The sequence below is a fragment of the Herbaspirillum sp. ST 5-3 genome (assembly GCF_004804275.1).
Classification (GTDB): domain Bacteria; phylum Pseudomonadota; class Gammaproteobacteria; order Burkholderiales; family Burkholderiaceae_D; genus Noviherbaspirillum.
This window is the reverse complement of sequence record NZ_STGI01000003.1, coordinates 452,191-475,805: the sequence shown is the minus strand read 5'-3', so window position 1 is coordinate 475,805 and position 23,615 is coordinate 452,191. Positions and strand designations below refer to the sequence as shown.

Annotated in this window: 22 protein-coding genes; 11 read left to right on the top strand and 11 right to left on the bottom strand. The window is 60.8% G+C overall.

Annotated features, from left to right (window positions below; all coding sequences use genetic code 11):
* The first annotated feature begins 252 nt into the window (after window positions 1-252).
* Window positions 253-1,503 carry a putative Na+/H+ antiporter gene (locus E6W33_RS09090; protein ID WP_136416608.1) on the top strand — a complete coding sequence of 417 codons (1,251 nt, stop codon included), beginning with the start codon at window positions 253-255 and terminating at the stop codon, window positions 1,501-1,503.
* Window positions 1,504-1,559: 56 nt separating this feature from the next.
* On the opposite strand, the gene phaZ is transcribed toward E6W33_RS09090, so the two are convergent.
* Together phaZ and E6W33_RS09080 are read right to left on the bottom strand one after the other, a co-directional pair.
* Window positions 1,560-2,771 (bottom strand): polyhydroxyalkanoate depolymerase, encoded by a 1,212-nt coding sequence (phaZ, locus tag E6W33_RS09085; RefSeq protein WP_136416606.1) that lies wholly within the window; start codon window positions 2,769-2,771, stop codon window positions 1,560-1,562.
* 112 nt (window positions 2,772-2,883) lie between these two features.
* Complete coding sequence (locus E6W33_RS09080; protein ID WP_211097274.1) at window positions 2,884-4,617, bottom strand: methyl-accepting chemotaxis protein; 1,734 nt, start codon at window positions 4,615-4,617, stop codon at window positions 2,884-2,886.
* 476 nt (window positions 4,618-5,093) lie between these two features.
* Here E6W33_RS09080 and E6W33_RS09075 point away from each other — a divergent pair, with 476 nt between their 5' ends.
* On the top strand, window positions 5,094-5,537 hold the full coding sequence (locus tag E6W33_RS09075) for a CBS domain-containing protein (RefSeq protein WP_136416604.1): 444 nt from the start codon (window positions 5,094-5,096) through the stop codon (window positions 5,535-5,537).
* Between the two features lie 19 nt (window positions 5,538-5,556).
* Here the strand turns inward: E6W33_RS09075 and E6W33_RS09070 are convergent, their stop codons facing one another.
* The 7 genes from E6W33_RS09070 to E6W33_RS09040 all read right to left on the bottom strand — a co-directional run bounded on the left by E6W33_RS09070 (window position 5,557) and on the right by E6W33_RS09040 (window position 14,367).
* The gene (locus E6W33_RS09070; RefSeq protein WP_211097273.1) at window positions 5,557-6,039 is read right to left on the bottom strand and encodes a universal stress protein; all 483 of its coding nucleotides are present in this window, start codon (window positions 6,037-6,039) and stop codon (window positions 5,557-5,559) included.
* A 141-nt stretch (window positions 6,040-6,180) separates the two neighbouring features.
* Window positions 6,181-7,554 (bottom strand): HlyD family efflux transporter periplasmic adaptor subunit, encoded by a 1,374-nt coding sequence (locus tag E6W33_RS09065; RefSeq protein WP_136416599.1) that lies wholly within the window; start codon window positions 7,552-7,554, stop codon window positions 6,181-6,183.
* A 4-nt stretch (window positions 7,555-7,558) separates the two neighbouring features.
* Window positions 7,559-10,057: an FHA domain-containing protein gene (locus E6W33_RS09060; RefSeq protein WP_348983153.1), complete on the bottom strand. Its 2,499-nt coding sequence runs from the start codon at window positions 10,055-10,057 to the stop codon at window positions 7,559-7,561.
* 11 nt (window positions 10,058-10,068) lie between these two features.
* Window positions 10,069-11,463, bottom strand: a complete 1,395-nt coding sequence (locus E6W33_RS09055) for an efflux transporter outer membrane subunit (RefSeq protein WP_136416597.1) — start codon at window positions 11,461-11,463, stop codon at window positions 10,069-10,071.
* On the bottom strand, window positions 11,460-13,391 hold the full coding sequence (locus tag E6W33_RS09050) for an HD domain-containing phosphohydrolase (protein WP_136416595.1): 1,932 nt from the start codon (window positions 13,389-13,391) through the stop codon (window positions 11,460-11,462). The genes E6W33_RS09055 and E6W33_RS09050 overlap by 4 nt, the downstream gene beginning before the upstream one ends.
* Before the next feature lie 140 nt (window positions 13,392-13,531).
* On the bottom strand, window positions 13,532-13,954 hold the full coding sequence (locus tag E6W33_RS09045; RefSeq protein WP_136416593.1) for a DUF4399 domain-containing protein: 423 nt from the start codon (window positions 13,952-13,954) through the stop codon (window positions 13,532-13,534).
* A gap of 20 nt (window positions 13,955-13,974) precedes the next feature.
* Window positions 13,975-14,367 carry a DUF4399 domain-containing protein gene (locus tag E6W33_RS09040; protein WP_211097290.1) on the bottom strand — a complete coding sequence of 131 codons (393 nt, stop codon included), beginning with the start codon at window positions 14,365-14,367 and terminating at the stop codon, window positions 13,975-13,977.
* A 354-nt stretch (window positions 14,368-14,721) separates the two neighbouring features.
* Between E6W33_RS09040 and E6W33_RS09035 the strand changes: the two genes are divergently transcribed.
* Window positions 14,722-16,536, top strand: a complete 1,815-nt coding sequence (locus tag E6W33_RS09035) for an SUMF1/EgtB/PvdO family nonheme iron enzyme (RefSeq protein WP_247869585.1) — start codon at window positions 14,722-14,724, stop codon at window positions 16,534-16,536.
* 32 nt (window positions 16,537-16,568) lie between these two features.
* Here E6W33_RS09035 and E6W33_RS09030 read toward each other — a convergent pair whose 3' ends face one another.
* On the bottom strand, window positions 16,569-18,653 hold the full coding sequence (locus E6W33_RS09030; protein ID WP_136416587.1) for a serine/threonine-protein kinase: 2,085 nt from the start codon (window positions 18,651-18,653) through the stop codon (window positions 16,569-16,571).
* 431 nt (window positions 18,654-19,084) lie between these two features.
* Between E6W33_RS09030 and E6W33_RS09025 the strand changes: the two genes are divergently transcribed.
* The 3 genes from E6W33_RS09025 to E6W33_RS09015 all read left to right on the top strand — a co-directional run bounded on the left by E6W33_RS09025 (window position 19,085) and on the right by E6W33_RS09015 (window position 20,250).
* A complete protein-coding gene (locus E6W33_RS09025) occupies window positions 19,085-19,366 on the top strand; it encodes a hypothetical protein (RefSeq protein ID WP_136416585.1) in 282 nt (93 codons plus the stop codon).
* 65 nt (window positions 19,367-19,431) lie between these two features.
* The gene (locus tag E6W33_RS09020; protein WP_136416583.1) at window positions 19,432-19,695 is read left to right on the top strand and encodes a hypothetical protein; all 264 of its coding nucleotides are present in this window, start codon (window positions 19,432-19,434) and stop codon (window positions 19,693-19,695) included.
* Between the two features lie 354 nt (window positions 19,696-20,049).
* Window positions 20,050-20,250 carry a hypothetical protein gene (locus E6W33_RS09015; RefSeq protein WP_136416581.1) on the top strand — a complete coding sequence of 67 codons (201 nt, stop codon included), beginning with the start codon at window positions 20,050-20,052 and terminating at the stop codon, window positions 20,248-20,250.
* A 40-nt stretch (window positions 20,251-20,290) separates the two neighbouring features.
* Here E6W33_RS09015 and sodC read toward each other — a convergent pair whose 3' ends face one another.
* On the bottom strand, window positions 20,291-20,833 hold the full coding sequence (gene sodC, locus E6W33_RS09010) for a superoxide dismutase family protein (protein ID WP_211097272.1): 543 nt from the start codon (window positions 20,831-20,833) through the stop codon (window positions 20,291-20,293).
* Between the two features lie 437 nt (window positions 20,834-21,270).
* Here sodC and E6W33_RS09005 point away from each other — a divergent pair, with 437 nt between their 5' ends.
* The 5 genes from E6W33_RS09005 (at window position 21,271) to E6W33_RS08985 (ending at window position 23,515) form a co-directional block, all read left to right on the top strand.
* The gene (locus E6W33_RS09005; protein WP_136416578.1) at window positions 21,271-21,552 is read left to right on the top strand and encodes a hypothetical protein; all 282 of its coding nucleotides are present in this window, start codon (window positions 21,271-21,273) and stop codon (window positions 21,550-21,552) included.
* Window positions 21,553-21,622: 70 nt separating this feature from the next.
* A complete protein-coding gene (locus tag E6W33_RS09000) occupies window positions 21,623-21,886 on the top strand; it encodes a hypothetical protein (protein ID WP_136416576.1) in 264 nt (87 codons plus the stop codon).
* A 103-nt stretch (window positions 21,887-21,989) separates the two neighbouring features.
* Window positions 21,990-22,268 carry a hypothetical protein gene (locus E6W33_RS08995; protein WP_136416574.1) on the top strand — a complete coding sequence of 93 codons (279 nt, stop codon included), beginning with the start codon at window positions 21,990-21,992 and terminating at the stop codon, window positions 22,266-22,268.
* 26 nt (window positions 22,269-22,294) lie between these two features.
* Complete coding sequence (locus E6W33_RS08990; RefSeq protein ID WP_136416571.1) at window positions 22,295-23,065, top strand: protein phosphatase 2C domain-containing protein; 771 nt, start codon at window positions 22,295-22,297, stop codon at window positions 23,063-23,065.
* 240 nt (window positions 23,066-23,305) lie between these two features.
* Window positions 23,306-23,515, top strand: coding sequence for a hypothetical protein (locus E6W33_RS08985; protein ID WP_136416569.1), 210 nt, complete (start codon window positions 23,306-23,308; stop codon window positions 23,513-23,515).
* The last annotated feature ends 100 nt before the right edge of the window (window positions 23,516-23,615 follow it).

Genomic DNA, 23,615 nt, shown 5'->3' with positions numbered 1-23,615 from the left:
CCGCCATGCAGGTTTGGGGCCGCCGTATTGATGAGGTACATGGCCAACAATCCAGTGCTTGTCCGGCTACCGATGCGCACGGCTCGGGATGCCGCTCGTCAAGCACGTGCCAAGCGCAGATACGACGTGCACTACTGCTACATGCGAGTCGTCGCAACAACCGGGATCAGGCTGCTTAATCCCTGGTTAAGATGAAGCCTGTATGATTCCTGCAGCTGGCTCTCATTCGTGCATCGGCTCAACTCATCATCCATGAACATCATCAACAACATTGCGGCGCTTCTTTTTGCTTTTGCACTGATTCACACCTTTGCCGCAAAGTCGTTCGAACGTCTTGCGGACCGCAGTACCAAGCATGCCGGGTTATTTCACCTGCTCGGCGAAATCGAGGTGGTCTTTGGCTTGTGGGCCTGTGTTTTGCTCGTGACGATGGCATTCGTGCAGGGCGGCGATCAAGCGATCGAATACGCGGAATCCCGCCAATATACAGAGCCGCTGTTCGTGTTTGTCATCATGGTCGTGGCGGCGTCGCGCCCGGTTCTTGAAGCGGTCAAGGGCCTGATTTCCATGTTGGCAAGGCTCATGCCGGTCAGGGATGTGGTCGCACGAACCTGGCTTTGCCTTGCCATGGTGCCGCTTATCGGCTCCGTCATTACCGAGCCGGCGGCCATGACGCTCGCCGCGCTCATGCTTGCACCCCTGGTTTTCCGCCAGGGCGTGGCGGAATGGGTCAAGTACGCAGCCCTTGGGGTGCTGTTCGTCAACGTCTCCATCGGCGGCACATTGACCTCATTTGCAGCGCCGCCGGTGCTGATGGTGGCCGCCAAATGGAATTGGGATACCGCATTCATGGCGACGACTTTTGGCTGGAAGGCCTGCGCCGCAGTGCTTGTCAATGCGACGGCGGTAACGTATTTCCTCCGCCCCTATTTAAGCGATCAGTCATTGGATGCAGCAGTTGAGGGAGATGCAGGTGTTCCCTTTTGGGTAGGTGCAATCCATCTCCTGTTTCTCGTCGGCGTGGTCGTCTTTGCCCATCACCCTGTCATTTTCCTTGGGGTATTCCTGTTCTTCCTCGGATTCACACAAGCCTATTCGCAATACCAGAACACATTGATCCTGAAGGAGGGATTGCTTGTCGGCTTTTTTCTCGCCGGTTTGGTGGTCCTTGGCGGCATGCAACAGTGGTGGTTGCAGCCGATTGTCTCCAGCCTGGAACCCACGGCAATGTTTCTGGGTGCGATTGCACTGACCGCCATTACCGATAATGCCGCCCTCACCTATCTCGGTTCGCTCATTGAAGGGTTGGCGGATCAGGCGAAATACATGCTCGTGTCCGGTGCAGTCGTGGGCGGTGGACTGACGGTCATTGCCAATGCGCCGAATCCTGCGGGGGTCGCGCTGCTCAGGAATGGATTCGCCGATGAATCGATTGGCCTGGGCGGCCTGCTGCTTGGCGCTCTGCTGCCGACCGCGGTCGCCGCACTATTCTTCTTCTTTTAAATTTTCCCACATCGTGATCCGACCTTTCTGCTTCCGCAGCATTTTTCATTGCGCTGTCATCCGTTGTTCGCGCGAATAAACGTGCTGACTACCGGACAGATGTTCTCGCGCCAGCGCCGACCGGAGAAAATGCCGTAATGCCCGCTTCCGGGTTCTTCGTGATGCATTCTCTTCACCGACGGAATCGCGCTGCATAGCGTGTGCGCCACTTTCGTCTGGCCGATGCCGCAGATGTCGTCCTGCGCACCTTCGACCGTCAGCAATGCGACGTCCTTGATATCCTGCGGGCGCACCGGTTGTCCATTCACCTGCCAGGTGCCGTTCGGCAGGTTGAAATCCTGGAACACCACCTTGATGGTTTCCAGGTAAAACTCGGCGGCCATGTCGAGCACCGCATTGTATTCATCGTAGAACTTGAGATGGGCATCGACCGGATGTCCGTGCGCGCGGTTCTCGTAAAAGTCGACATAGCTTTGCATGTGCTTTTCCGGATGCATGGCGATGAAACCGGCATGCTGCAGGAAGCCCGGATACACACGCCGTCCCGCACCAGGGTAGTTGAAGGGAACGACGTCGATCACGCTCGCTTCGAACCACTCGTAGGGCTTGCTCATCGCGAGCTTGTTGACTTCGGTGGGTGAAATGCGTCCGTCGATCGGACCGCCCATCAGCGTCATCGTGCGCGGCTGGATGTCGCCGGCGCTTGCCATCAGCGACACCGCGCCCAATACCGGAACGGTCGGTTGACAGATCGCGAGCACATGCACATCAGGCCCAAGCAGGCGAATGAAATCCTGCACGTAGGCGACATAGTCGTCCAGGTGGAAATCGCCTTCGGACACCGGCACCATGCGCGCATCGGTCCAGTCGGTGATGTACACATCATGCTCATGCAGCAGCACGCGCACGGTGTCGCGCAGCAGCGTCGCGTGGTGGCCGGAGAGCGGTGCGACGACCAGCAATCTGGGTTGCGCAAGAGCTTGCTGTTTCCGGAAATGCAGCAGCCTGCAGAACGGTTTGGCGGCGAGCGTTTCCTCCTGAATCTCAACGACCCGCCCATCGACCGTGGTGGCATCGATATTGAACGCAGGCTTCTTGTAGTCCTTGGCGATGCGAACCATCAGGTCCGCGCCGGCGGCGACGTCCCGTGCAAACGGCACGTAGGAAAGCGGCGAAGCAGCGCTGCCAAACAGTTGGGATACGGCACTCGCCCAGTTCGCCAGCGGGCTCATGACCGCATGTCCAAGTTCGTGAATCTGATACAGCATTTTCTTACCTCGATGATGTTGTCTTGAAAAAAGCCGGCAAAAAAAAGCCGCCCGTGAAGGGCGGCGAAGGAGGAGACAACCCTGAATTCATTTCTTTCGAGTGGATACCTTTCTAGAATTCTTCCCAATCGCCACCGCGCGCACCGGCAACCGCGGCAATGCGCGGGCGCGGCGCTTCGACCGGCAAGCCTCTTCGCGTCGAAAGCTGCACCACGGCGGAGGGGCGTTGCGCGGGTGCCGCTTCCGCTGCATTCGCTGCAAGCTGCGGCACGGACTCCGCTTCGAACTCGCCTTCCGGAGCGTTTTCAAGTTTGAAGATATTCACCACCTGCACCAGGCCGTTCGCCTGATCGTGCAAGGCGTTTGCCGCAGCGGCGGCTTCTTCCACCAGCGATGCGTTTTGCTGTGTGACGCGATCCATCTGCGCGATCGCCTGGTTGATCTGCTCGATGCCCGTGGACTGCTCTTCGCTGGCGCACGTGATTTCGTCGATGACATCAGTCACACGCTTCACGCTGGCGACGATCTCGTGCATGGTCTCGCCGGCCTGGTCGACCAGCTTGCTGCCGGCGCCAACCTTGTCCACCGAGTCTTCGATCAGTGCCTTGATTTCCTTGGCGGCGGCTGCGGAACGTTGCGCCAGGTTGCGCACTTCTCCGGCGACCACGGCAAAGCCGCGTCCCTGCTCGCCGGCTCGCGCCGCTTCCACCGCTGCGTTCAGTGCGAGGATGTTGGTCTGGAATGCAATGCCGTCGATCACGCCGATGATGTCTGAAATCTTCCTTGCCGAGGCATTGATCGATCCCATTGTCGCGACGACCTCCGACACCACCGCCCCACCCTTCACTGCCACCTCGGACGCCGATGCGGCAAGCTTGTTGGCCTGACGGGCGTTGTCGGCATTCTGCTTGACCGTCGACGTCAGTTCTTCCATCGACGATGCGGTCTGCTCAAGCGAGCTGGCCTGTTGTTCGGTGCGCGAGGACAGATCCTGGTTGCCCGCCGAAATTTCAGTGGACGCCGTGGTGATCGTGTCGGTGCCAGACCGCACCTGGGTGACGATGCGCACCAGGCTGTCGTTCATTTCCTTCAGCGCCTGCATCAGTTGCCCGGTTTCGTCGCGCGATTTCACTTCGACCTCGCCGGTGAGGTCGCCCTGTGCGACGCGGCGCGCAACTGCGACCGCTGCATGCAGGGGCTTGGTAATGCTGCGCGTCACCGTCCATGCCGCGCCGATGCCGAGCAGCAGTGCCACGCCGCCGATCAGCGCGGTCAGGATCAGTGCATTCTTGTAGGTGGCCTGCGCATTTTCCACGGCCTTGTCGGCATCGCGCTCCAGCAGGCGCACCAACTCATCCATCGCGCCCATCCACTTGCGCTGGCTGGGCCACACTTCATCGACCAGAACCTTGACGGCATCGGCCTGCTTGCCGTCGCCCAGCATGGCGAGCGCCTTGTCGGTCAGCGGTTCGGTAGCGTCCTTCGCGGCGGCGATCTTGGCGAGCACTGCCTTCGCGTTGTCCGCGTGAACGAGGCGCTCGAGGTTTTCGACGTAGGAGTTGTATTCGTCCCGGTCGTCGGTGATGCGGTCGGTTTCCCTCAGTTTCTGATCTTCATCCGTCGTCAAGGCAAGGTTGCGCGTGGCCAGGCCGATCTCCAGCACCATCTGGCGCATCGAGAACGCCGACTTGATCATGACGTTGTTTTCGTTGACGATGCCGTCCAGGCTGCGTTCGATCTTTTGCATGCGCATTGCGCTGAGCACACCAAGTGCAATCATCAGCACCAGGACGAGGCCGAAGCCGCTTCCCAGACGGACACCTATTCTTAGATTCGCGATCCTCAATTTTCCGCTCCCTTGCTGTGGGTCTCGCTGCAATTGGCGCTACCCGGTTACTGCTTCCCCATGATGCAAAACCCAATGACCTGCTATTTCTGTTTGGTTTCCGTTTAGCAAATACCGGGCCAGACGGCGCCAGCGAGGAACGACGCGGTCTTTCAGGGATCGGCGGCGCAGCGAAGATCAAGATTGAAGCCAGGGCTTCCCAAAAGCGGGAGCTTGCTCTTGTTTGCGGGAAAGACGCGGTACGGTGTGCAAGCCAGACACCGACAAGCATTGACCATGCACCACGCGTGGATATCGAGCGCTTCACCCGACGATGCCCGGTAAGCCTTACATCGCGCGGTATATAAATCCGACAATGAGCAGCACCAACATGACGAGGTCCACGGGCATGACGCCTCTGCAGACGTGTATGCATCGACTGGCATACGCGTTGCATCGACCTGCAAGGCCCCCATGACTTCATAAGGAGACCTATCATGCGAGTTGCTGAAGCAATGTCACGCGATGTACACGTGGCCAATCCGGACCAGAGCCTCATCGAAGCCGCAAAGATGATGGCGGAAGGCGATTACGGCGTTTTGCCTGTCGGCGAGAACGATCGCCTGGTCGGCATGATCACCGACCGCGACATCGTGGTACGCGCGCTTGCCCAGGGCAAGAGCGGTGATACCAGAATCAGGGATGTCATGAGCGAGGACGTGAAGTACTGCTTTGAAGAAGACGACCTCGACGATGTGGCTCGCAACATGGGCGATCTGCAAGTTCGCCGGCTGCCGGTCGTCAACCGCGACAAGCGGCTGACAGGCATCGTTTCCCTCGGAGATATCAGCACGACGGGAGAAACCGCACCGGCGGCGGAAGCGCTCTCGTCCATTTCCGAGCCGGGATCGCAGCACGGCAGCACCCAGCAGCCGCACTGAGTCGCCAACTACGCCGGCGTCAGACGCGATCGTGCGGACCGGGCTTGTGAACCATGACCGGCACCTTGCTGTGAATCAGCACCTTCAGGGTTTCACTGCCCAGCACCTGCGCCGAATCACCCTTCCACCCATGCGATGCCATGAAGATCAGGTCGCAGTGCAACTGCTCCGCGGCCTTCACGATCGCCAGGTAGGGTTCGTCCGCCTTGATCATCTTGCAGCTGCACGGCACCTCTTCTGCCAGTGCGCTGTTGGCGATGAAGGATAGATACTCGTCGGCAAACTTGTCGAACAAGACTTGCCGGCGCTCGGGGTAATGCGGGTCGTGATGCATCCAGGCCTCCAGTTGATCCTGGTGCGGCGTGGGAATGACGTGGATGCCAACCACCGTTGCGCCGGTGTTTTTCGCGAACAGGATGCCGCTGCGCACGGCTTTTTGCGAGAGCGCCGAACCGTCGGTCGGTAACAGGATGTGCTTGTACATGGTGAAGTGAGCGTTCAAATGTGGCGTTGCACGGGAACAGGTTCCGGCGGCTGAGTCGATCCGCCGGCGCTATTGTCAGAATCCGGTTTTCCTGAACATCATGTCATCAGCTTAGCCGAGTGGCTGGAGGCGACTTGAGATCCGTCAACTATTGCATTCTTAGCCCCCGATCTGCCGGAACGGGTCGAGCGCCAGATCGATCAGGCGCCGCTCCCGCACGACCACTTCGGCAATGGCCGTCATGCCGTAACGCAAGGGATACTTCGTGTCGCCCACCAGATAATGATCCTGGTCGAGCCGCACGCGTCCCTCGTAGACCGGCTGCTTGCTCTGCGGCGAAGGCTTGGTCGCCGGCGAAATGAAATCCAGCCTGCCGTTGATGATGCCGTAGCGCTGATAGGGAAAGGCGTTGAACTTCAGCTTGACCGGCAGTCCTTCGCGCAGGAAGGCGCGGTCATGTTCGGCGATCTCGATCTTGAGCACGGGGCGCGCATTTTTCGGCGCGATTCCGCCCAGCGGCGAATTGGCCTGGATCTTGTCACCTGGCTGGGTGGAGGTGACGTCGGTGATCACGCCGTCCACCGGCGCGACGATGAGCAGGAAGTTGTCCTTGTCGATGTTTTCGAAGCGGATACGGGCAGCGGCGTCGGCGACGAGGCGCGCGGTCTGCACCTGCAGGCGCAGCTTTTCTTCCGCATTGGCCATTTCCTTCGCGGCCGCTTCGTACTGCAATTGCAGCTTGGTCAGCTCCTGCCCGCTGGTTTCGAGTTGCGAGCGGGCCTGTTCATATTCCTGGCTCTGGCGCACGCTCAATTCGCTCAGGCGCGACTGCGCCACCCGCAGCGCATTCTCCGCCGCCAGCAAGGCATTCTTCTTGTTTTCCACCTGCAGCTGCGAGACGCCGCCGCCGCCCGTCATGGAAAACAGCCGCGCATACTTGTCGGCCTCTTCCTTGGCGGCATCGCGCGCGCGGCGCGCTTCGTCGAGATTGGTGCGCGCCTCCTGCAATTGCGCGCGCTGTCCTTCGGCCAGCTTGGATGTGCCTTCACCGACGCGCTTGGAATGCTGATGCTCTTCCAGTTCCATCGCCTGCTTCAGTGCGGCCACCTTGCGCTCCATGAGCGCTTTCTTCTCGGGGAACTGCTTCCATTCCCGTTCTGCGTCTTCCAGCTTGAGCTGCGCCTCAAGCGCATTCTTCGCCGCCTCGATGGCGCCGCGCGCATTCAGGCGGGCCAGCGTGTCGCCCTTCGACACCGGCTGCCCTTCGGCGATGTACAGGTTCGCCAGTTCGCCGTCGATGGGCGCATAGAAACGCCGCACCTCGGATTCGGGCATGAGCGCGCCTTGCGCGGTGACGATCACATCGGCGCTGCCGACGAAGGACCAGACCAGCGCGGCCAGCACCAACGCAACCATGGTGAAGACCGCCGCCTGCGTGAAGCGCCAGGGCTCGGCGGTGAGGATCGCGATGCCCTCGGCGCTGTGGTCTTCGAGCGCTTCGGTGAGCGGTTTGAGACGGCTGGTGGCGGGCATATCCTCAGTTCTCCTCGCTGCCGAGCAAGGCCAGTTTTGCCTTCAGCAAGCCCGGCTCCAGCACGTTGCGCAATTCCAGCAGGCCCTTGCGCTGCGCATCGGCTTCGGCCTTGATGTCCTCATTCAGTTTCTTCCATTGTGCCGGCGCGTCGGTTTTCAGTTGCGCGTAGATGCCCATGCCTTTACGCGCATCATCCCGCGCTTCGGACAGCAGTCGCGCCTGGTTGCGGAACTTGTCGGAGATCCTGGTTTCCAGCCGCTGCTCGCCCTCGATCGGGCCGTTGTCCCGGTATTGACGCCAGCGCGCTTCCGCCTGTCCGGCCAGGTCCCGCGCGCGACTGAGGGCCTTGTCCTTGAAACGCCCGACATCAGGTTCGATGGCGCGTACGAAATAGGTATCCTCATCCGGGATGAGCGCACCATAGAAAGCCAGAAGACGCTCGTCGTAGTCCTTGGCATCACGCGACTTCTGCAGCGCGGCGTACTGGTCGGCGACGGATTTCTTGCGCTCCAGTTCCTTCGCGGCCGCATCGCCCCATGCGCCCGATCCCATCTTCTGCAAGCCGGCGAAGGCTTGGCCGGTATCGCCGCCGCGCCAGGCTTTCAGCGACTCCTGGTACTGCTGCACCACCGGTGCAGGCGGATAACGATTGCTCGAGGCCAGCGCACGAAACTTTTCCTGGAACGGCGGCGTCGAGAACCTGGCCTTGCCCTGCAATGCAATCATCTGGCCGAGCTTGCGTTCCCGCGCCAGCTTCTCGGCTTCGGTGTACTGGCGCAAGTCCTGCCGCACTGCGTCCAATCCGCCGAGACGGGGGTACTTCTCGGCGTAATCTTTGAGCACCGCATCCAGGTTCTCCGGCTGATCGCGCTTGAGCTCGTCGCCTATCGTGCCCTTCAATCGCTCGATGGCGGCCAGGTAGACGGCATCGTCGCTTTGCAGCTTGCGCAAGTGGCTGAGCGCTTCCGCGTAAGAATCGCGGAACTCGGGCACAGCGGACGCCACCGCGTCGAGGGCGCGCTGGTGCCCCTGCGGGTCTTCGTCCCATTGCCTGAGGATGGATTTGATCCTGTCTTCGTCGGCGTAGATGCGAACCGGCGCGTCAGGTCCGCCCCGGGTGCTTATGAATCGTTCCATATTGCCCATCCATGCAAGCTGGTTCACCAGGGGCTGCACGTCGCTGTTGTGGCGGCCGCGCTTGCCCATCTCGGCGAGCGCCGCGTTCGCCTGGTCGAAATTGCGCGCCTTGAGCAAAGCCAGCCACTTCGGCACATGCGCCTTGAGCAAGGCTTCGCTGCCCATGGCCCTGACTTCCGCATTCTCCGGATCATGCTCCAGATAGTCGTCGGCCGCCGCCGCCGCTTTCGCGTATTCGCCGTCGGCGAACATGTCCTTCACCTCGCGTTGATCGGAACCGGTGAAATACAAGGCCAGCGCGAAAACAACGAGCAGCGCGACCAGTCCGGCGCCTACCCAGCGCGCCTGCTTCATGCCTTTGCGTTCTTTCCCGACGAAGGCGTCGATCAGCTCGGAGCTGAAGATGGCAAAGCGGCTGCGCGGCGGATGCTTTTCCTTTTCCTTCGCGGCATCGTCCGGCGCTTTCAGCTCTTCGGCATTGAGTTCGTCATCCTGCTGCTGCACGTGATCGACGCAGAAGATGTCGAGGAAGGAATCCGCGGCGGCGACGAAGGTAGTCTTGTCGGCGTCGGCGGTCTTTTCCGGCACGGGCCGCACCGCCGGACTCAGCTTGGTGATGGTCGGGTCGGATTCCTCCTTCTGCTGGCTTACCTTGTAGACGAAATGATGGCCGCCGAAGGCAAGCACGTCGCCGTCCTCCAGCGGCATCGCATGTTCGTCCAGGCGCTTGCCGGCGACGAAAGTGCCATTGGTGCTGCCGAGATCCTCCACGAAGGGCGAGCCGCCCTTCAGGAAAATATGGGCGTGGCGGCGCGAGATGTAGTTCACCTGGTGCGGATAGTCGTCCTTGTAGCGAGCGAACACCTCGTCCGCCTTGCTGATCAGGAAGGGAAAGCGCGTGATCACGATGGGCTGCAGGCCGAGGTCGCCGCGTTCGGGCGTCAGCGTGAGACTGACCAGCTTCGCCACTCGCCCTCGCATCTCGGCACGGGCGCCGAGATGCACGCGATAGGACAAGGTGCCGCCGAAGCAGATCTCGTCGCCGTCGTGCAGCCGGGTGATCTTCTGCTGCACATTGACGCCATTGACGGTAGTGCCGTTCTTGCTGTCGAGGTCGGCGATATACACGCCGCCGTGTTCGGAAAAGATGCGCGCATGGCGGCGCGACAGATCGGCCACCACTTCCGGCGGATAGGCGTCGAACGGCGGCTCGGTGCGTCCGATCGCAAACAGGTTTTCGTCGATGCGGATGTTGCCCAGCTCGGGATGGGAAACCGGCTTGAGCACGATGTCGAACTCCAGGCCAGCAGCCGCCTGGGTGTCAGCGATCGTTGCCTGCTCGGTAGCCATGTGTTGACCTGACATGCGGTGCCTGTTCACTGACTTGCATTGCCGACCTCGATCGACGGCCAGCCGCCGCCGAGAGCCTTGTACAGCGTGACCGTATCCGACAGGATCTGCTGGTGATTCGCCAGCAGCGCCAGTTGCGCCGACAGGAGCGAACGTTCGGTCTCGAAGACCTCGAGTTGCGACACGAGCCCTTCCTTGAGCTGCGCCTGGATTTGCGCAGACACCACTTTCAGATGATCGATCTGCTGCTGCAACTCGGTGCGCTGCTTCTTGTGCGCATCGAGGTTGACCAGCGAATTTTCGACTTCCTCGAATGCCCCGACGACCGTCTTGCGGTACTGCTCTTCAGCCACCCGCGTCTCGGCCTCGCTGGTCTTGATACGCGCCTTCACGCCGGGATCGAAGATCGGGATATTGATGCTGGGCAGGAGGCCGAAGGTAAAGGATTTGAGCAGGTCGGTCAGCGCGAAGCTGGAGCTGCCGCCGCGCCCGGTCAGGCTGATCGAGGGCAATTGCGCCAGCTTGGCCTGGCCAACCAGGTCATAGGATTCGAGCACGCGGTACTCGGCCGCGACGATATCGGGGCGGCGCTTGAGCAGTTCGGCCGGCAGTCCGCCAGGGACGGCCGGAAGGCGCACCCTCTCCTGCAGGCGTCCGGCCGGCACGCGGAACTCGCCCGCGGGCACGCCGAGCAAGGTCGCCAGGGCATTGCCCGCCAGATCGCGTGCGCGATGCAGTTCCAGCAAATCGTTGGTGAGGCGATTGATCTCGGCACGCTGCTGCAGCACGCGTGTGTTCGGCAGCAAGCCGTTCTTGTACATCGCTTCATAGATGCCAAGGATTTGCTTGTTCTTGTCCAGCGTCTTCTGCTGCTGGTCAATCTGCTCGTCGAACTGCAGAATCTGGAAATACGTGGTTGATACATCCGACACCAGCGTCAGATAGCCCGCACGCCAATCCGCCTCTGAAGCCTTGAATTCCGCTGTCTGCGCCTGCACACCCTTGGCGACCTTGCCCCAGACGTCGATGTCCCAGTTGACCTGCGTGCCGAGATTGAATTGCTTGGTGAATTTCTGTCCGGTGCTTTTCTCGAAGCTCGCGCCGGCGCCCGCATCCAGCGTCGGCAATGCGCCCGCGCGCGCTTCGCCCACTTGCGCGCCCGCAACCTGGATGCGCGCGGCAAGAATCTTCACGTCAAAATTGCCGTGGATCGCCTTGTTCACCAGTTGATCGAGATAGGGGTCGCGAAATTCCTTCCACCAGTCCGGCGCAATGGTCGTGGCGGCCGACACCGGCGCCCCCGACTGCTGCGACCAGGACGTTTTGACCGGTGCATCGGGACGGCGGTATTCCGGCATGCTGACATCGGCGCAGCCGGACAGCACGACGATACCAATCCCGGCGGCAATGAGCAGCTTCATAACCAGCTCCTGGATTCGACAAAGACATTGAACAATCGGGGATCGATATGTCCGGCGCGGCATTCGCCCGACAGCATATCCAGCGCCATTTCCACCGGCACTGCTTTCTTGTAGGGACGGTCGCCGGCGGTGAGCGCGTCGAAGATGTCGCAGATCGTGAGTATCCGCGTCTGGATGCTGATCTGGTCGCCGCGCAAGCCCATCGGATAGCCGGAACCGTCCAGTTTTTCGTGATGGCCGTGGGCGATCGAGGGCACGCCGGAAAGATCGCGCGTCCAGGGGATCAGGATCAGGAAGGAGTAGGAATCCGCCACATGCGATTCGATCTGGCGCCGCTCGTCCGGCGTCAGGCAACCTTTGCAAACGCTCAGCGCCGAAAATTCCCATTCTTCCAGCAAAGGCGCGCCAAGGCCGTCCGGTTCGTGATAGGCGTAATGCAGGATTTCCTTGAGGTCGGGAGCACCCTCGGTGTGCGATATCGCCGGCTCGTTGGCATGCCGTATCGCATCAAGAAACTTGTCGAGGCGGCCGAATTCCTCGCGCAGGTTCTCTTCAATCTTTCGCCTCTCTTCGCGGAAGGCGACCATGCTCAGTTCATGCTGCGCATGCATCTCGACAAGGTGCCGATAGGCCTGGCGCTCCAGGCAGGCACGCGCATACTTGAAGCGCTGCTCCAGCAGGCGCATGTCTGCGTGATGCAACTTCTTCTCTTTCCGCAATACATGCTCGCGTACGCCGACCTTGCCGAAATCATGCAAGAGCGCCGCATAGCGGATCTCGCGTACCTGGTCGATGGAAAACGTCACCTGTCGCACCTCCGGCGCATCGCTGCGGTCCACCGCCTTTGCCAGGTGCTCGGCATAGTCGGCCACGCGGAAAGAATGGCCGGCCGTGACCGGGTCCCTTTCTTCAATGGCCTGCACCGATGCGCGCACGAACCCATCCAGCAATTGTTCGATGTCGGAATACAACTGGAAATTCTTCAGCGCGACAGCCGTTTCCGCGCACACCCCGGTCAGCATTTCGAGATCCTGTTCCTTGAAGGCATAGGGATCGGACGAGGTATCCACCTGGATCAGGCCCAGGCATTCGCCCTCCAGCAACAGGGGTACGCACATGACGCTGCGGATCGCCTGGGAAATGATGGAATGCTGGCTGCCGAAATGACGATCCGACAAGGTGTCGACCGAGAGGATCGACTGCTTCTTGTTAAGCACTTCGCTGATGATGGTGCGCGACAGCTTGACGCGCTCGGGGTCCATCACCGTGCCATCGCGCCGCGCCGCCGCCACCGGCACCGGTTCCTCGCCCTCGCTCTTTCTCAGGAGGATGAAGGCACGCTCGGCCAGCGGGAACAGCTCGAAGATGAAGTTCATGATCTTCTCGGTCAGCGTCGCGCGATCGGTGACGGCGCCGAGTGCGATGCTGACTTGCGCCATGGCGTGCAGCTTCTGCACGGTGCGCTGCACGTCGCATTGCGTGGGATCGGGCGAGGCATCCAGCATGCGCGTCAGGTCGGAGGCATCGACCGCCTTGGCGATGACGGTGCTGGTGTTCTCGCGCGCCGGCATCAGCAGCGAGTGAAACACGATCTGCGCGGAAGACACGCTGACTTCGTCGCCGTCGCGCAAGGGATGCCAGGCGCCGGGACGCAGCCGGTTCCCCAGCACGAAGGTGCCGTTGAAGGAATGGAGGTCTTCGACGTAATAGGTATCGCCGCGGCGCCGGATGCGCGCATGACGCCGGCTCACCGTATGTTCAGGTATGCAGAGAAACTTGTCGGCGGCGAGCGAGTCCTGCGGCTCGCGGCCGATCACCACTTCATCATGGATCGGAAATACGGTCGGCGTTACCGCGCCGTCGCCCGTGACTTCCAGATATGCCGTGACCGCGCCGACCGGCTCGCCCAAACTTGCTGTATTTCCCATATCACTGCCCTTCGAGGCTGTGAACAAACCGCGCGCCGCGATTTCCTGTCTGCCCCGTCAATTCAGCCGGCCACGCTGAATGGCCTTCGAGAAATTTTGGACACTGTGCCGCAACGCCGGTTCCGAGGGAAACACGCTCCTCATTTGACCGTAATCGTGATCTTCTTCGAATAGATCGGCGGATTGTGCGGAACGTGGTTTTCATCGCCCATCAACAACTGCAATGTGTGCTTCCCGGGCGGCAGTTCGATCATGGTCTCGGTTTCGCCTGCGCCGAAGTGCAGGTGATTTCGATCCGATGGAATCTCCTGGTCGGCCGGCGGCAGATCGGTGTCGATCAGCAGATGATGGTGTCCGGTGTTGGGGAACTTGACGCCCTTTGGCGCGACGCCCATGTCGCGCAGTCCGAACCAGACGCGGAACGGCTTGCCGCCCGCGATGACTTCACCGTTGTTCGGCCAGCCTATATAGAGATGGGCATTGGCGGGCGCCGGCGTGGGGCCCGCGAAGACGATGCCGGCGAACAGGCAGGATGCGATTGCCGCAACGATTCGTTTGAACATGATGGCGCCCCTCTCGTTTCTCAACGCACGGTGATCGTGATTTTCTTCGAGTACACAGGCGGATCATGCGGCCGGTGGTCCTGGTCGCCCAGCAGCAACTGAAGGGTATGCTTGCCCGGCGGGAGTTCGATGCGCGCTTCGGTCTCGCCCGCGCCGAAGTGCAGATGGTTGCGGTCGCTCGGAATCTGCTCGTCCAGCGGCGGCAGATCGGTGTCGACCAGCAAATGATGATGCCCGACATTGGCCATGTTCACGCCCTTCGGCGCCACGCCCATATTGCGCAGCCCCATGCGCACCCAGAACTTGCCGCCATTGATCACCGCGCCGTCGGAGGGCCAGATGAAATAGACACGGGCGTCCTTGGAAGCCGGCGTGCCCGCGGAGATCGCTGGGGGAATGGCGAGTAGCGCCATGGCCAAAGCGGAACAAATGAGTGCTCTTGGCATACTGTGCATCCTTTCGGAGTGGCCCGCTTCAACCATGGCAGCGCAGCGAAGTGCACTGCCGTAGCGCGGTCGTCATTACTTGCGATCAGTGCAAGAAACTTCGCGCTGTTCGACGTCCTGGAAAGTTTCCCAACGGCGCATCGAGCACCTTGCGGCGACTGGTGGCTATATCACCAAAAATCACCAGGATCTCAAAATTTATCAGAGGGATTCGACCCGATTTTGAAGTGCGTCATAAAGACCTCCGGAATTATGAGTGAGAGTTCAACGATGCACCCCATCGCATTGGCAAAACGAAGGTCCGCTGTGTGGCGAAAACTCTTGATTGCTCTTCTGTTCGGAGCCGCGTGCTGCAGTTGGGCCGAGGCAGACATCCCGACATATCGCGCCAGCAACGCATTCGCGCAGGCCCATCCTGAGGGCAGGCGCATCGCCCTCGTGATCGGCAACGGGAATTACGAAGAGGATCCGCTTCCCAATGCGCACAACGACGCACTTGCGATGAGCGAGGCCTTGCGCGCGCGCGGCTTCGACGTGATGCGCTACGAAAACCTGAGCGGCGCGCAGATGCGCGAAGCGCTCCTTGCCTTCAAGCGCCGGCTCGGCGATGGCGGCATCGCTCTGTTCTATTTTTCCGGGCATGGCTTTCATGTTGCGGACAGGACATTGCTGCGCCCCGTCGATGCCGACAGCCGTGCGCCGCGCGATCTCCTGCGCGGCGGGATCGATCTGCAGGCGGTGCTCAAAAGCATGTCCGCGCCGCGCCAGGCAAAGCTGAACCTGATCGTCCTCGATACCTGCATGAACGAGCCTTTCGGTGCAGCCGGCAGCGCATCGCTCATCGCGCCTGACCAAACGATGATCGCCTATGCCGCCGCCCCGGGTGCTTTCGCCGCCGATGGCGCGCACCACGGCCTCTTTACCGGCGCCTTGCTGAAAGCCATGGCGCTTCCCCGCACGACTCTCGAGCAATCCTTCGCACTCGCCGCTGCCGCCGTGCAGGAAGCCAGCGGCGGGCAGCAAAGCCCCTGGCTGTCTTCCTCCTTGCCCGGCCTCACCTCGGAAACCCGGCTCGCCGGCCTGTCGCTCGATGCGGATGAATCCGTGGATACGCTGAGAAGCCGCGGCGTCATCCCGAAGGACAGTGCCGAGCAGTATGAACTGACCTTCTGGGATTCGATCAAGGACAGCAATCACGTCGCCGACTATGAGGCCTATCTGCAAGCCTATCCGAATGGCCGTTTCGCCGCATTGGCGAAGGCGCGTATCGAACGCCTGCGCAAGGCCGCACCGAAGACTGAAGCACCCGCCACGAAGGCGCCGCCGGAGCGTCCCCGTCCAACGCCCCCTGCAGCTGCCAAGCCGGCGCCACCTGCCGCCGCCGCACCGGAGCGCCCCGCTCCATCGGCCGCGAAAGCCGGCGGAGCAATCAAGGACTGCCCGACCTGCCCCGACTTGGTTGCCCTGCCTGCCGGCGACTTCACCATGGGAAGCAACGCGAGCGATCCTTCCGAGAAACCGGCCCACCATGTGTCGATCGCCACCCCCTTCGCGATCGGAAAATATGAAGTCACCGTGGCGCAGTGGGATGCCTGCGTCGAGGCGGGCGGCTGCCAACCTTCGCCGAACGGCAGCGGCCGCCCCAAGAACACGCCGGTGCGCGATGTCAGTTGGGACGATGCGCAGCAATATGTGAAATGGCTCACCAAGCTCAGCGGCAAATCCTACCGCCTGCCGACCGAAGCCGAGTGGGAATACGCCGCGCGCGGCGGAACCACGACGCGCTTCTGGTGGGGCAATCAGATGCAAACCGGCAAGGCCAACTGCAAGGACTGCGGCGAACCCTGGCAGCAGGAAGGCCCGACCCCGGTCGGCTCCTTTGCCGCCAATCCCTTCGGACTGCACGACATGAACGGCAGCGTCTGGGAATGGGTGAGCGACTGCTGGCACAACAACTACAAGGGCGCGCCGGCCGACGGCCGTGCCTGGGATGACGCGCATTGCCGGGTACGCGTGATCCGCGGCGGCTCATGGCGTGAAGGCGCGAGCTACATGCCGACGACGACGCGCTTCAAATATGATGCCAGCGTGCGCCATTCGCAGAACGGCTTCAGGGTGGCGAGGGATAACAAATGAGTGCGTGCGACTGAAAGGCCGTCGCAAATGCTTCAGGGCGTGCGCCCCCTGGTGGTGATCTGCACGAAATCCACCGCGATCTTGTCGCGCCCATATTTGCCGGCCATCTGTCCTAGTTGCTTTTCGATCAGCCGCAGATAGTCGGTTCGACCTTCGCTGATCGGGCGAACGCCCTCGAACAAGGGTGCGGGCGTCACCAGCAGCACGATCAGTTCATTGCCGAAGGGCTTTGAAATCACCCAGTTTCCGAGGCTGCCGATAGCCGCCTTGTAATTGGCCGGCGCCTGGTTGTCGCGCGATTTCGGGTTGGGCAGCAAATGCGCGACACTGCCGTCCAGCACGTAGTAATCGACATAGACGTAGGAGTCATACGCCGGTGTCGTGATATCGAGGATCAGCGGCTCGCCTTCGCGCAGTTCCGCATTGGGTGCGCGTGTCTGGATCTCGGCAGCACGGCCGGCTTGCCAGTTCTTCGTCCAGTAAGGCGCCAGCGCATTGATCACGCCGCACTCGGCATCGCTCACCTGCTTCGCGTCGAGATTCAGCGTCTTGACGCCGGGGATGGCGTTGAGCATCTCCTTCAGGCGTGCGCTGCCCATGCTCTTCGGAAAATAACCCTGCACCTGCAGCGTGTGGTCGCGCACCGCGGGCGCCAGGGCGGCACACGGCACGCTGGCGAGCACTGGGGTCACGGCGGAGAGCGTCAGCGCAGGCTCCGCCACGGGAGGCGGTGCCGACTGTAGCGGCGGCGCGGGTGTGACGGATGGTGCGGATGGTGCGGATGGTGGCGGACCCTGCCCGCTCTGCTGGTCGCCCGTGGTTCCCGACGAGCCCGAGCTTGCCTGCTCTGCGGTAAAGCTTGCCGCCGGCCGCCAGTAATAATTGATCGCCAGCGCAAGCACGACAGCGGCGGCGAGCGTCGTTCCTGCCATCGTGGCGTATTTCGCAATATGCAGCTCACCGCTCATGCCTTGCAGGAAGCGTGCGACCGTCGGCGTTCTTGCTTCGCGTTCAAAGGCCAAGGCGGCTTTCAGCGCCCGCCATTGCCGGTGGCCCAGGTTCTTCGGCCGCTGCGCACGCATGCCTGAATTGCGCGCCTGCGTGGCTGACAACCGGTCGAAAGGATGGTGCCCGGCAAGCAATTCGTAGGTGATGCATGCCAGCGCGTACACATCGTCGCGCGGATCCGGCACGCGATGTTCGATCATCTCCGGACTCGCATACGCAGGCGTCAGCGCCCCCAGGCTGCCGGCATCGAACACGGTGGCCTCGGCCTCTTCTTCCGGCTTCTGGAACACGCGGGCGATGCCGAAGTCGATCACCTTCACTTCGCCCGAATCGGTCAGGATGACGTTGGCGGGCTTGAAGTCGCAATGGACGAAGCCGCGTTCATGTGCGTAGGCCAGCGCCTTGCCCATGCCGGTGACGATGCGCATCGCATCGCGCAACGGCATGCCGGTAAAACCGGGCATGCGCAGCACGCGACTCAGCGGTTTGCCGGACAGATACTCCATCGTCAGGAAGACCGTCGATCCGTCGCGATCGAAATCGTACACGGCGACAATATTCGGGTGGGCCAGCGTTTGCGCCTTCTTGGCTTCGCGCTGCAGGGCGATCAGCGATTTCGGATGCCCGCGAAACTGCACATTCAGCACCTTGATCGCGACATAGGGCTTGCGGTCGGATGCCTCGAGCTTGCGCAGGTCCAGCGCCTTGTACACCGTGCCCATGCCGCCGAAACCGATGCATTCCTCCAGCACGAAGCGGCCGTTGAGCGTATCGCCGACGCCCTTCATCCGCTCCGGCTCGCTCATGAATTCGCCCTCCTCCCCGCGCGTGGAGGGGGACGTGAGACGCTCATCGAAACGCGTCTGCATGCGGGTTTCCGTCGCACCCGATTTCTGCTTCGCGTCCAGCCGCCGCTCGACACGCCGCGCCAGTTCCGCATAAACGTCGGGCGGAAGCTGCACGCGCGTGTGTTCGTCGCCGAGGATCTCAAGCAGGTGTGCGGTATTGGTGTCTTCCGATGCCAAAGCGCGATCTACCTGCGCAAAGAATTCCTTGTGCGACAGGCCGCCGTTTTGGAAGGAATGAATCGCGTGTCCGAGGCTAGCCATAGGTTTAAACATTGAGATCCCGACTTGTCGTCTTGTTCTTGTTATCCGCACACCACGGATGATTTTGCGCATTCTGCGTCGGCCATCCGCCGGCTCCAGCACAGCTTGCCGGAACACTTGGATTCAGACACGAACGACCTCCGTAAATTCAAAATGTCGGCTTGATTCGTGTCGACGAAGGTGTCGCGTCCGGTCGAACAGGTGCGCTGAAAAGTGTCGGCCACGGCCCGTCTCTTTGCGCGTGAAAATGGGACGAGCCGGATGGAAAAATCGCCATGAAAAGCGTATTTATCCTTTGTTTTCAATGGCTTGAAAATTCGTGCACTGGTACTGAACGCTGCTGGCACAGTCCCTGCGATATCCCTGTCGAGTGCAACAAAACGCTCACCAACCAATCCGAATCCGAATCACTTTTTTAAAGGAACATCCCCATGAAAACCCTGACCATCAAAGACCTGTCCCGCACCGAAGAACTCGACCGCGACGCCATGGCAAGCGTGCACGGTGGCACCGGCAAAGGCTCCTATCCTTCCTATTGGGGCGGCCCTTCGTACAACCTGACCAAGAACGATTTCTCCTTCGACGCCAGCCAGTTGCTGTCGCAAAGCCAGGACACCGTCGTCAACAACGGCAACAACGTCGCCTTCGCCGACAACATCACGGCCAACGTCAACCCGACGCAAACCGGCACCAACAAGATCAACTTCGGTTAATCGATGCGCGGTGGGGGGCGCATCGCGCACCTCCCACTGTTCCAGAGAAAGCAAGGAGAACTCGCATGTCCACGATCCTGATTCACGACCTGGCCGCCAGCCAGGAGCTCGACCGCAAGGCGCTATCGGCCATTCGCGGCGGAAATTCCTGGATGAAAGGGCTGGGACCTGTCGCCAATGTGAATGTCGACGTCAACCAGAACATCGCGCAGCTGCAGAACATCAACGTCAATGCATTGAACAATGTGGGTGTGATCGGCGCCGGCTTCGGGCCGCTCAAGCTCGATGTCAGCCCGACACAACTCGCAAGCGCTCAGGCAATCCTGTAGGCAAGAGCCTATCCCGGCAGGAAACAACCCCGTGCCGAGACCCATTGGGGCACAGGGATAGGCTCTAAGTACCTGCTCATAAAAAACTGTGAGATGGATGTGGTCCATGTCGGATGCGATGCAAGGCGCCTGACCCGACGCAGTGCGAGCACTGCCAGGGGCGGGCAACGCAGTAGCGCGCCGACCTGGGCCATAGGCAATCACAGTTTTTTATGAGCAGGTTCTTAGCAGCCTGCGAGGCGGAGACATTGCGATCTCCGCTGTCGTAGCTCAAGTGTGCGAACTGAACAAGGCAGCCCTGCGCTTGTCTTAGGTTGGATACCTTTCGTCCGTTTTCACCTTGAGGAAAAAATCATGGCCCACATCGTTATCAAAGACCTGCCGGACAGCATGGAACTCGATCGCAAGGCAATGGTTGCGATCGTCGGCGGCGCGCGCACGCGCGGCCGTCAGCAATCGCTTGGCCGGACGATATTCCGCACGACACGCATCGTCAACTTCCCGACCGGGTTCGCGCAAGGCGCGCTGACGCAAAAGAATTCGTCCGCCAAATAAGAAATGCAGGCATGGATGACATCGCATCCATGCCGCCGCATCATTGAATCACACCGCATACAATGCGCGGTCCGCCACCACCGAGAGGAGCCGGCTGGTCCGCGTGATTGTCCCCGCCTGAATGAATCATCAGCGATCGCCCTTTCAGATCGGCAAGCTTCAATCTCGGCGCGAGTTCCGGGTTGTTCGCGTTGCCCGCAGCATCGACGTATAGCGCGGGCAGATCGCCAAGATGGCCGTCGCCCCAGGGCAGGCCGTGACGCTTGGTGGACGCCGGGTCGTAGTGCCCTCCCGCTGCCAATGCCGTCACCATCTTCCCGTCCTGCTCCTTGGGCTCGCAACTCGGGTTCTCATGAACATGGAAGCCATGCAGGCCGGAGGGAAGCCCGCTAAGCGCGGGCGTAAAGACCACGCCGTACTGGGTCTGGGTAACCGTGACTTGCCCGGCAGATGCGCCGATGCCTTTCTCGTCGACGATATTCATTTGCACAACCAGCTCGGTTGGCGCCGCACCTTCGGCGTGCGCCAGGCTGCCCAGCAGGAGCATGGCCGCTCCCGTCAACATCTTCCATCGCGCTTGCATGATCTTTCCTTTCTTGTTTATTCAAACCATTGTGGATTCAGTCCGTCACGTACAGATGGCGCGTCCCGGTGCGGACATGTAGGCGTGTTAGCGGACGACTTTAGCAGCGACGTTCCTTGTCTGTTTGATGAAGCTCAGCGCAAGGCCGTGCTTACACCCGGCAAGACTCTCACGCCGGGAAATGAGTGTCGCGCCAGAACAAACAGTTCCGTTTCGTACTGTTGGAAATGCACAGTCACCTGATGCATGAACGGTCTTCAACATTCATCGCAAAACACGTGGCGATCTTCAATTTTCTCTATTGCTTTCAATGACTTGCGAGTCATCCCTCGCATCTTGAACGGACCTGGCACAGTCCCTGCGATATCCCTGTCGAGTGCAACAAAACGCTCACCAACCAATCCGAACCCGAATCACTTTTTTAAAGGAACATCACCATGAAAACCCTGACCATCAAAGACCTGTCCCGCACCGAAGAACTCGACCGCGACGCCATGGCAAGCGTGCACGGCGGCACCGGCAAGGGCTCCTATCCCTCCTACTGGGGCGGCCCCTCCTACAGCGTCGACAAGAACGATTTCTCCTTCGACGCCAGCCAGTTGCTGTCGCAGAGCCAGAACACCGTCGTCAACAACGGCAACAACGTCGCCTTCGCCGACAACATCACGGCCAACGTCAACCCGACGCAAACCGGTACCAACAAGATCAACTTCGGCTAATCGATGCGCGGTGGGGGCACTGCAAATCTGATGCCTCCACCCGATTTCAGAGAATTTAAGGAGAACTCGCATGTCCAATATCGTGATACATGACCTGGCTGGAAGCCGGGAACTCGACGGCAAGGCGCTGTCGGGCATCCGCGGCGGAAATTCCTGGATGAAAGGGCTGGGGCCTGTCGCCAATGTGAATGTCGACGTCAACCAGAACATCGCGCAGCTGCAGAACATCAACGTCAATGCACTGAACAATGTGGGTGTGATCGGCGCCGGCTTCGGACCGCTCAAGCTCGATGTCAGCCCGACGCAATTCGCAAGCGCTCAGGCAATGTTGTAAGCAGTCAGCAGCGACGGTTCAAGGATCGCCGCTGCATTTGCCTTGCAGCGTTTTGAAAACGACAGGGTCGAACCAACTCGACGAAACATTTTGGAGACAGGACATGGCTGCAATCACCATCAAGGACCTCCGCACCGACCGGACGCTGGATCGTGGAGCGATGTCATTCATCCGCGGCGGCGGCGCATCGTGGGTCTATGGCTGGATCCGGCCCTATGTCAACGCCACGCCCAGTTTCGGCCCGGTGATCAACTTCTACCAGATCAACAACTTCGCGGATCAGATGATCAACCAGATCCAGGTCGTCGATGTCAACAATTCCGCGCCCAACTCGAATATCAACATCGGCCTGGACGAGAAGAGCACCAACAACAAATCTTGACCAGCATTGAACCGCAGAGGTTTTTTGTGTCCTGTGAAGCCGAATTTGGATGGACCTCATTCTCATGCTCGCATACGGGCATGGTCCGTCAGATCAACGAGGATGCCTGCCTCGACGAGCCGGCGCGCGGCCTCTGGGTCGTGGCCGACGGCATGGGTGGCCATACCCTGGGCGATCTCGCCAGCCGCATGGTGGTCGAATCCCTGGTCACCATCCCGCCGCCCGACAGTCTGGAGGACTTCGTCGCCCGCGCGCGCGAACGCCTGCAATCGGTCAACCGCAACCTGCGCGCGGAGGCGGCCATGCGCGACGTGCAAATCATCGGCAGCACGGTTGTGGTACTCCTCGCCTGCGGGCGTGAATGCGCCTGCCTGTGGGCCGGCGACAGCCGGATTTATCTCTGCCGCGCCGGCCGCCTGCAGCCGCTCACGCGCGACCACAGCCAGGTGGAAGAGCTGAAGCTGAGCGGCACGCTGAGCGCCGAAGAGGCGCTGCATCATCCCGCACGCAACCTGATCACGCGCGCCATCGGCGCAGCCGATACGCTCGACCTCGATGAAGAAATGCTGGAAGTCATGGACGGCGACATGTTCCTGCTGTGCAGCGACGGCTTGAGCAATGAGGTCAGCGAACAGGACATGCGCAGCGCGCTGGTGACCCGAAATTGTCGGCAGGCAGCGGAGACGCTGCTGCAACTCGCGCTCGACCACGGCGGCAACGACAATGTATCCGTGGTCGTCGTGCGCGCCGAAGACTTGTACAGCACCGAAAAGACCGTTCTCAATCCGGCGCTCTGATGCCTTGTGGCCCACGCGCCGACAAATCGCTCAAATTGCGATTCAGATCAATCCCTGTCCGCATAATCCGACGATCATGTCAGAGCCTGACCAGTGTCCTTTTGGCGCACGCCAAAAGGACACTGGTCAGGCTCCCTCAGGGGCACATGGCATGTACGCGCAGACAGGCAATCCCATTGCCCGCAAGACGGGCGCAGATTCTTTCCAACAATGCGATCTGGATGGATGCCGGCAAGCGGCATGTCGCGCGTTTTCCAACACTCTGATAAACAAGCGTTCGGCAGTGTCGTGCAAAAACCGGCACTCGCCGGCCAGCTGCGCCGGATCGGCAGCGCCGCATACGCGACCAAAGTATGTGAAAAACCCGTCCACCCTGCTATTTCGCGGCGCGGCGCGCATCGGAATCCGTTCACGCTTCGCGGCTCGATGGATTTCACGCTCTGGCACTAAAGCTGCTAGAAACGGCGGTGCTTCTGCAAGCCGCGTTCGCCGCTGCGGCAATCCGGCAGGGCATGCGGCAGTACATGCTTTAGCGGCCGCGGCCGAATGC

What these genes read in the sequence shown, in the direction of transcription:
- E6W33_RS09065 (WP_136416599.1), bottom strand. Translation starts at nt 7,554, where the DNA reads ATGCCCGCCACCAGCCGTCTCAAACCGCTCACCGAAGCGCTCGAAGAC.
- E6W33_RS09055 (WP_136416597.1), bottom strand. Translation starts at nt 11,463, where the DNA reads ATGAAGCTGCTCATTGCCGCCGGGATTGGTATCGTCGTGCTGTCCGGC.
- E6W33_RS09000 (WP_136416576.1), top strand. Translation starts at nt 21,623, where the DNA reads ATGTCCAATATCGTGATACATGACCTGGCTGGAAGCCGGGAACTCGAC.
- E6W33_RS09040 (WP_211097290.1), bottom strand. Translation starts at nt 14,367, where the DNA reads ATGGCGCTACTCGCCATTCCCCCAGCGATCTCCGCGGGCACGCCGGCT.
- E6W33_RS09030 (WP_136416587.1), bottom strand. Translation starts at nt 18,653, where the DNA reads ATGGCTAGCCTCGGACACGCGATTCATTCCTTCCAAAACGGCGGCCTG.
- E6W33_RS09015 (WP_136416581.1), top strand. Translation starts at nt 20,050, where the DNA reads ATGGCCCACATCGTTATCAAAGACCTGCCGGACAGCATGGAACTCGAT.
- E6W33_RS09060 (WP_348983153.1), bottom strand. Translation starts at nt 10,057, where the DNA reads ATGTCAGGTCAACACATGGCTACCGAGCAGGCAACGATCGCTGACACC.
- sodC (WP_211097272.1), bottom strand. Translation starts at nt 20,833, where the DNA reads ATGCAAGCGCGATGGAAGATGTTGACGGGAGCGGCCATGCTCCTGCTG.
- E6W33_RS08995 (WP_136416574.1), top strand. Translation starts at nt 21,990, where the DNA reads ATGGCTGCAATCACCATCAAGGACCTCCGCACCGACCGGACGCTGGAT.
- E6W33_RS09025 (WP_136416585.1), top strand. Translation starts at nt 19,085, where the DNA reads ATGAAAACCCTGACCATCAAAGACCTGTCCCGCACCGAAGAACTCGAC.
- E6W33_RS09045 (WP_136416593.1), bottom strand. Translation starts at nt 13,954, where the DNA reads ATGTTCAAACGAATCGTTGCGGCAATCGCATCCTGCCTGTTCGCCGGC.
- E6W33_RS09090 (WP_136416608.1), top strand. Translation starts at nt 253, where the DNA reads ATGAACATCATCAACAACATTGCGGCGCTTCTTTTTGCTTTTGCACTG.
- phaZ (WP_136416606.1), bottom strand. Translation starts at nt 2,771, where the DNA reads ATGCTGTATCAGATTCACGAACTTGGACATGCGGTCATGAGCCCGCTG.
- E6W33_RS09005 (WP_136416578.1), top strand. Translation starts at nt 21,271, where the DNA reads ATGAAAACCCTGACCATCAAAGACCTGTCCCGCACCGAAGAACTCGAC.
- E6W33_RS09050 (WP_136416595.1), bottom strand. Translation starts at nt 13,391, where the DNA reads ATGGGAAATACAGCAAGTTTGGGCGAGCCGGTCGGCGCGGTCACGGCA.
- E6W33_RS09020 (WP_136416583.1), top strand. Translation starts at nt 19,432, where the DNA reads ATGTCCACGATCCTGATTCACGACCTGGCCGCCAGCCAGGAGCTCGAC.
- E6W33_RS08985 (WP_136416569.1), top strand. Translation starts at nt 23,306, where the DNA reads ATGTCGCGCGTTTTCCAACACTCTGATAAACAAGCGTTCGGCAGTGTC.
- E6W33_RS09075 (WP_136416604.1), top strand. Translation starts at nt 5,094, where the DNA reads ATGCGAGTTGCTGAAGCAATGTCACGCGATGTACACGTGGCCAATCCG.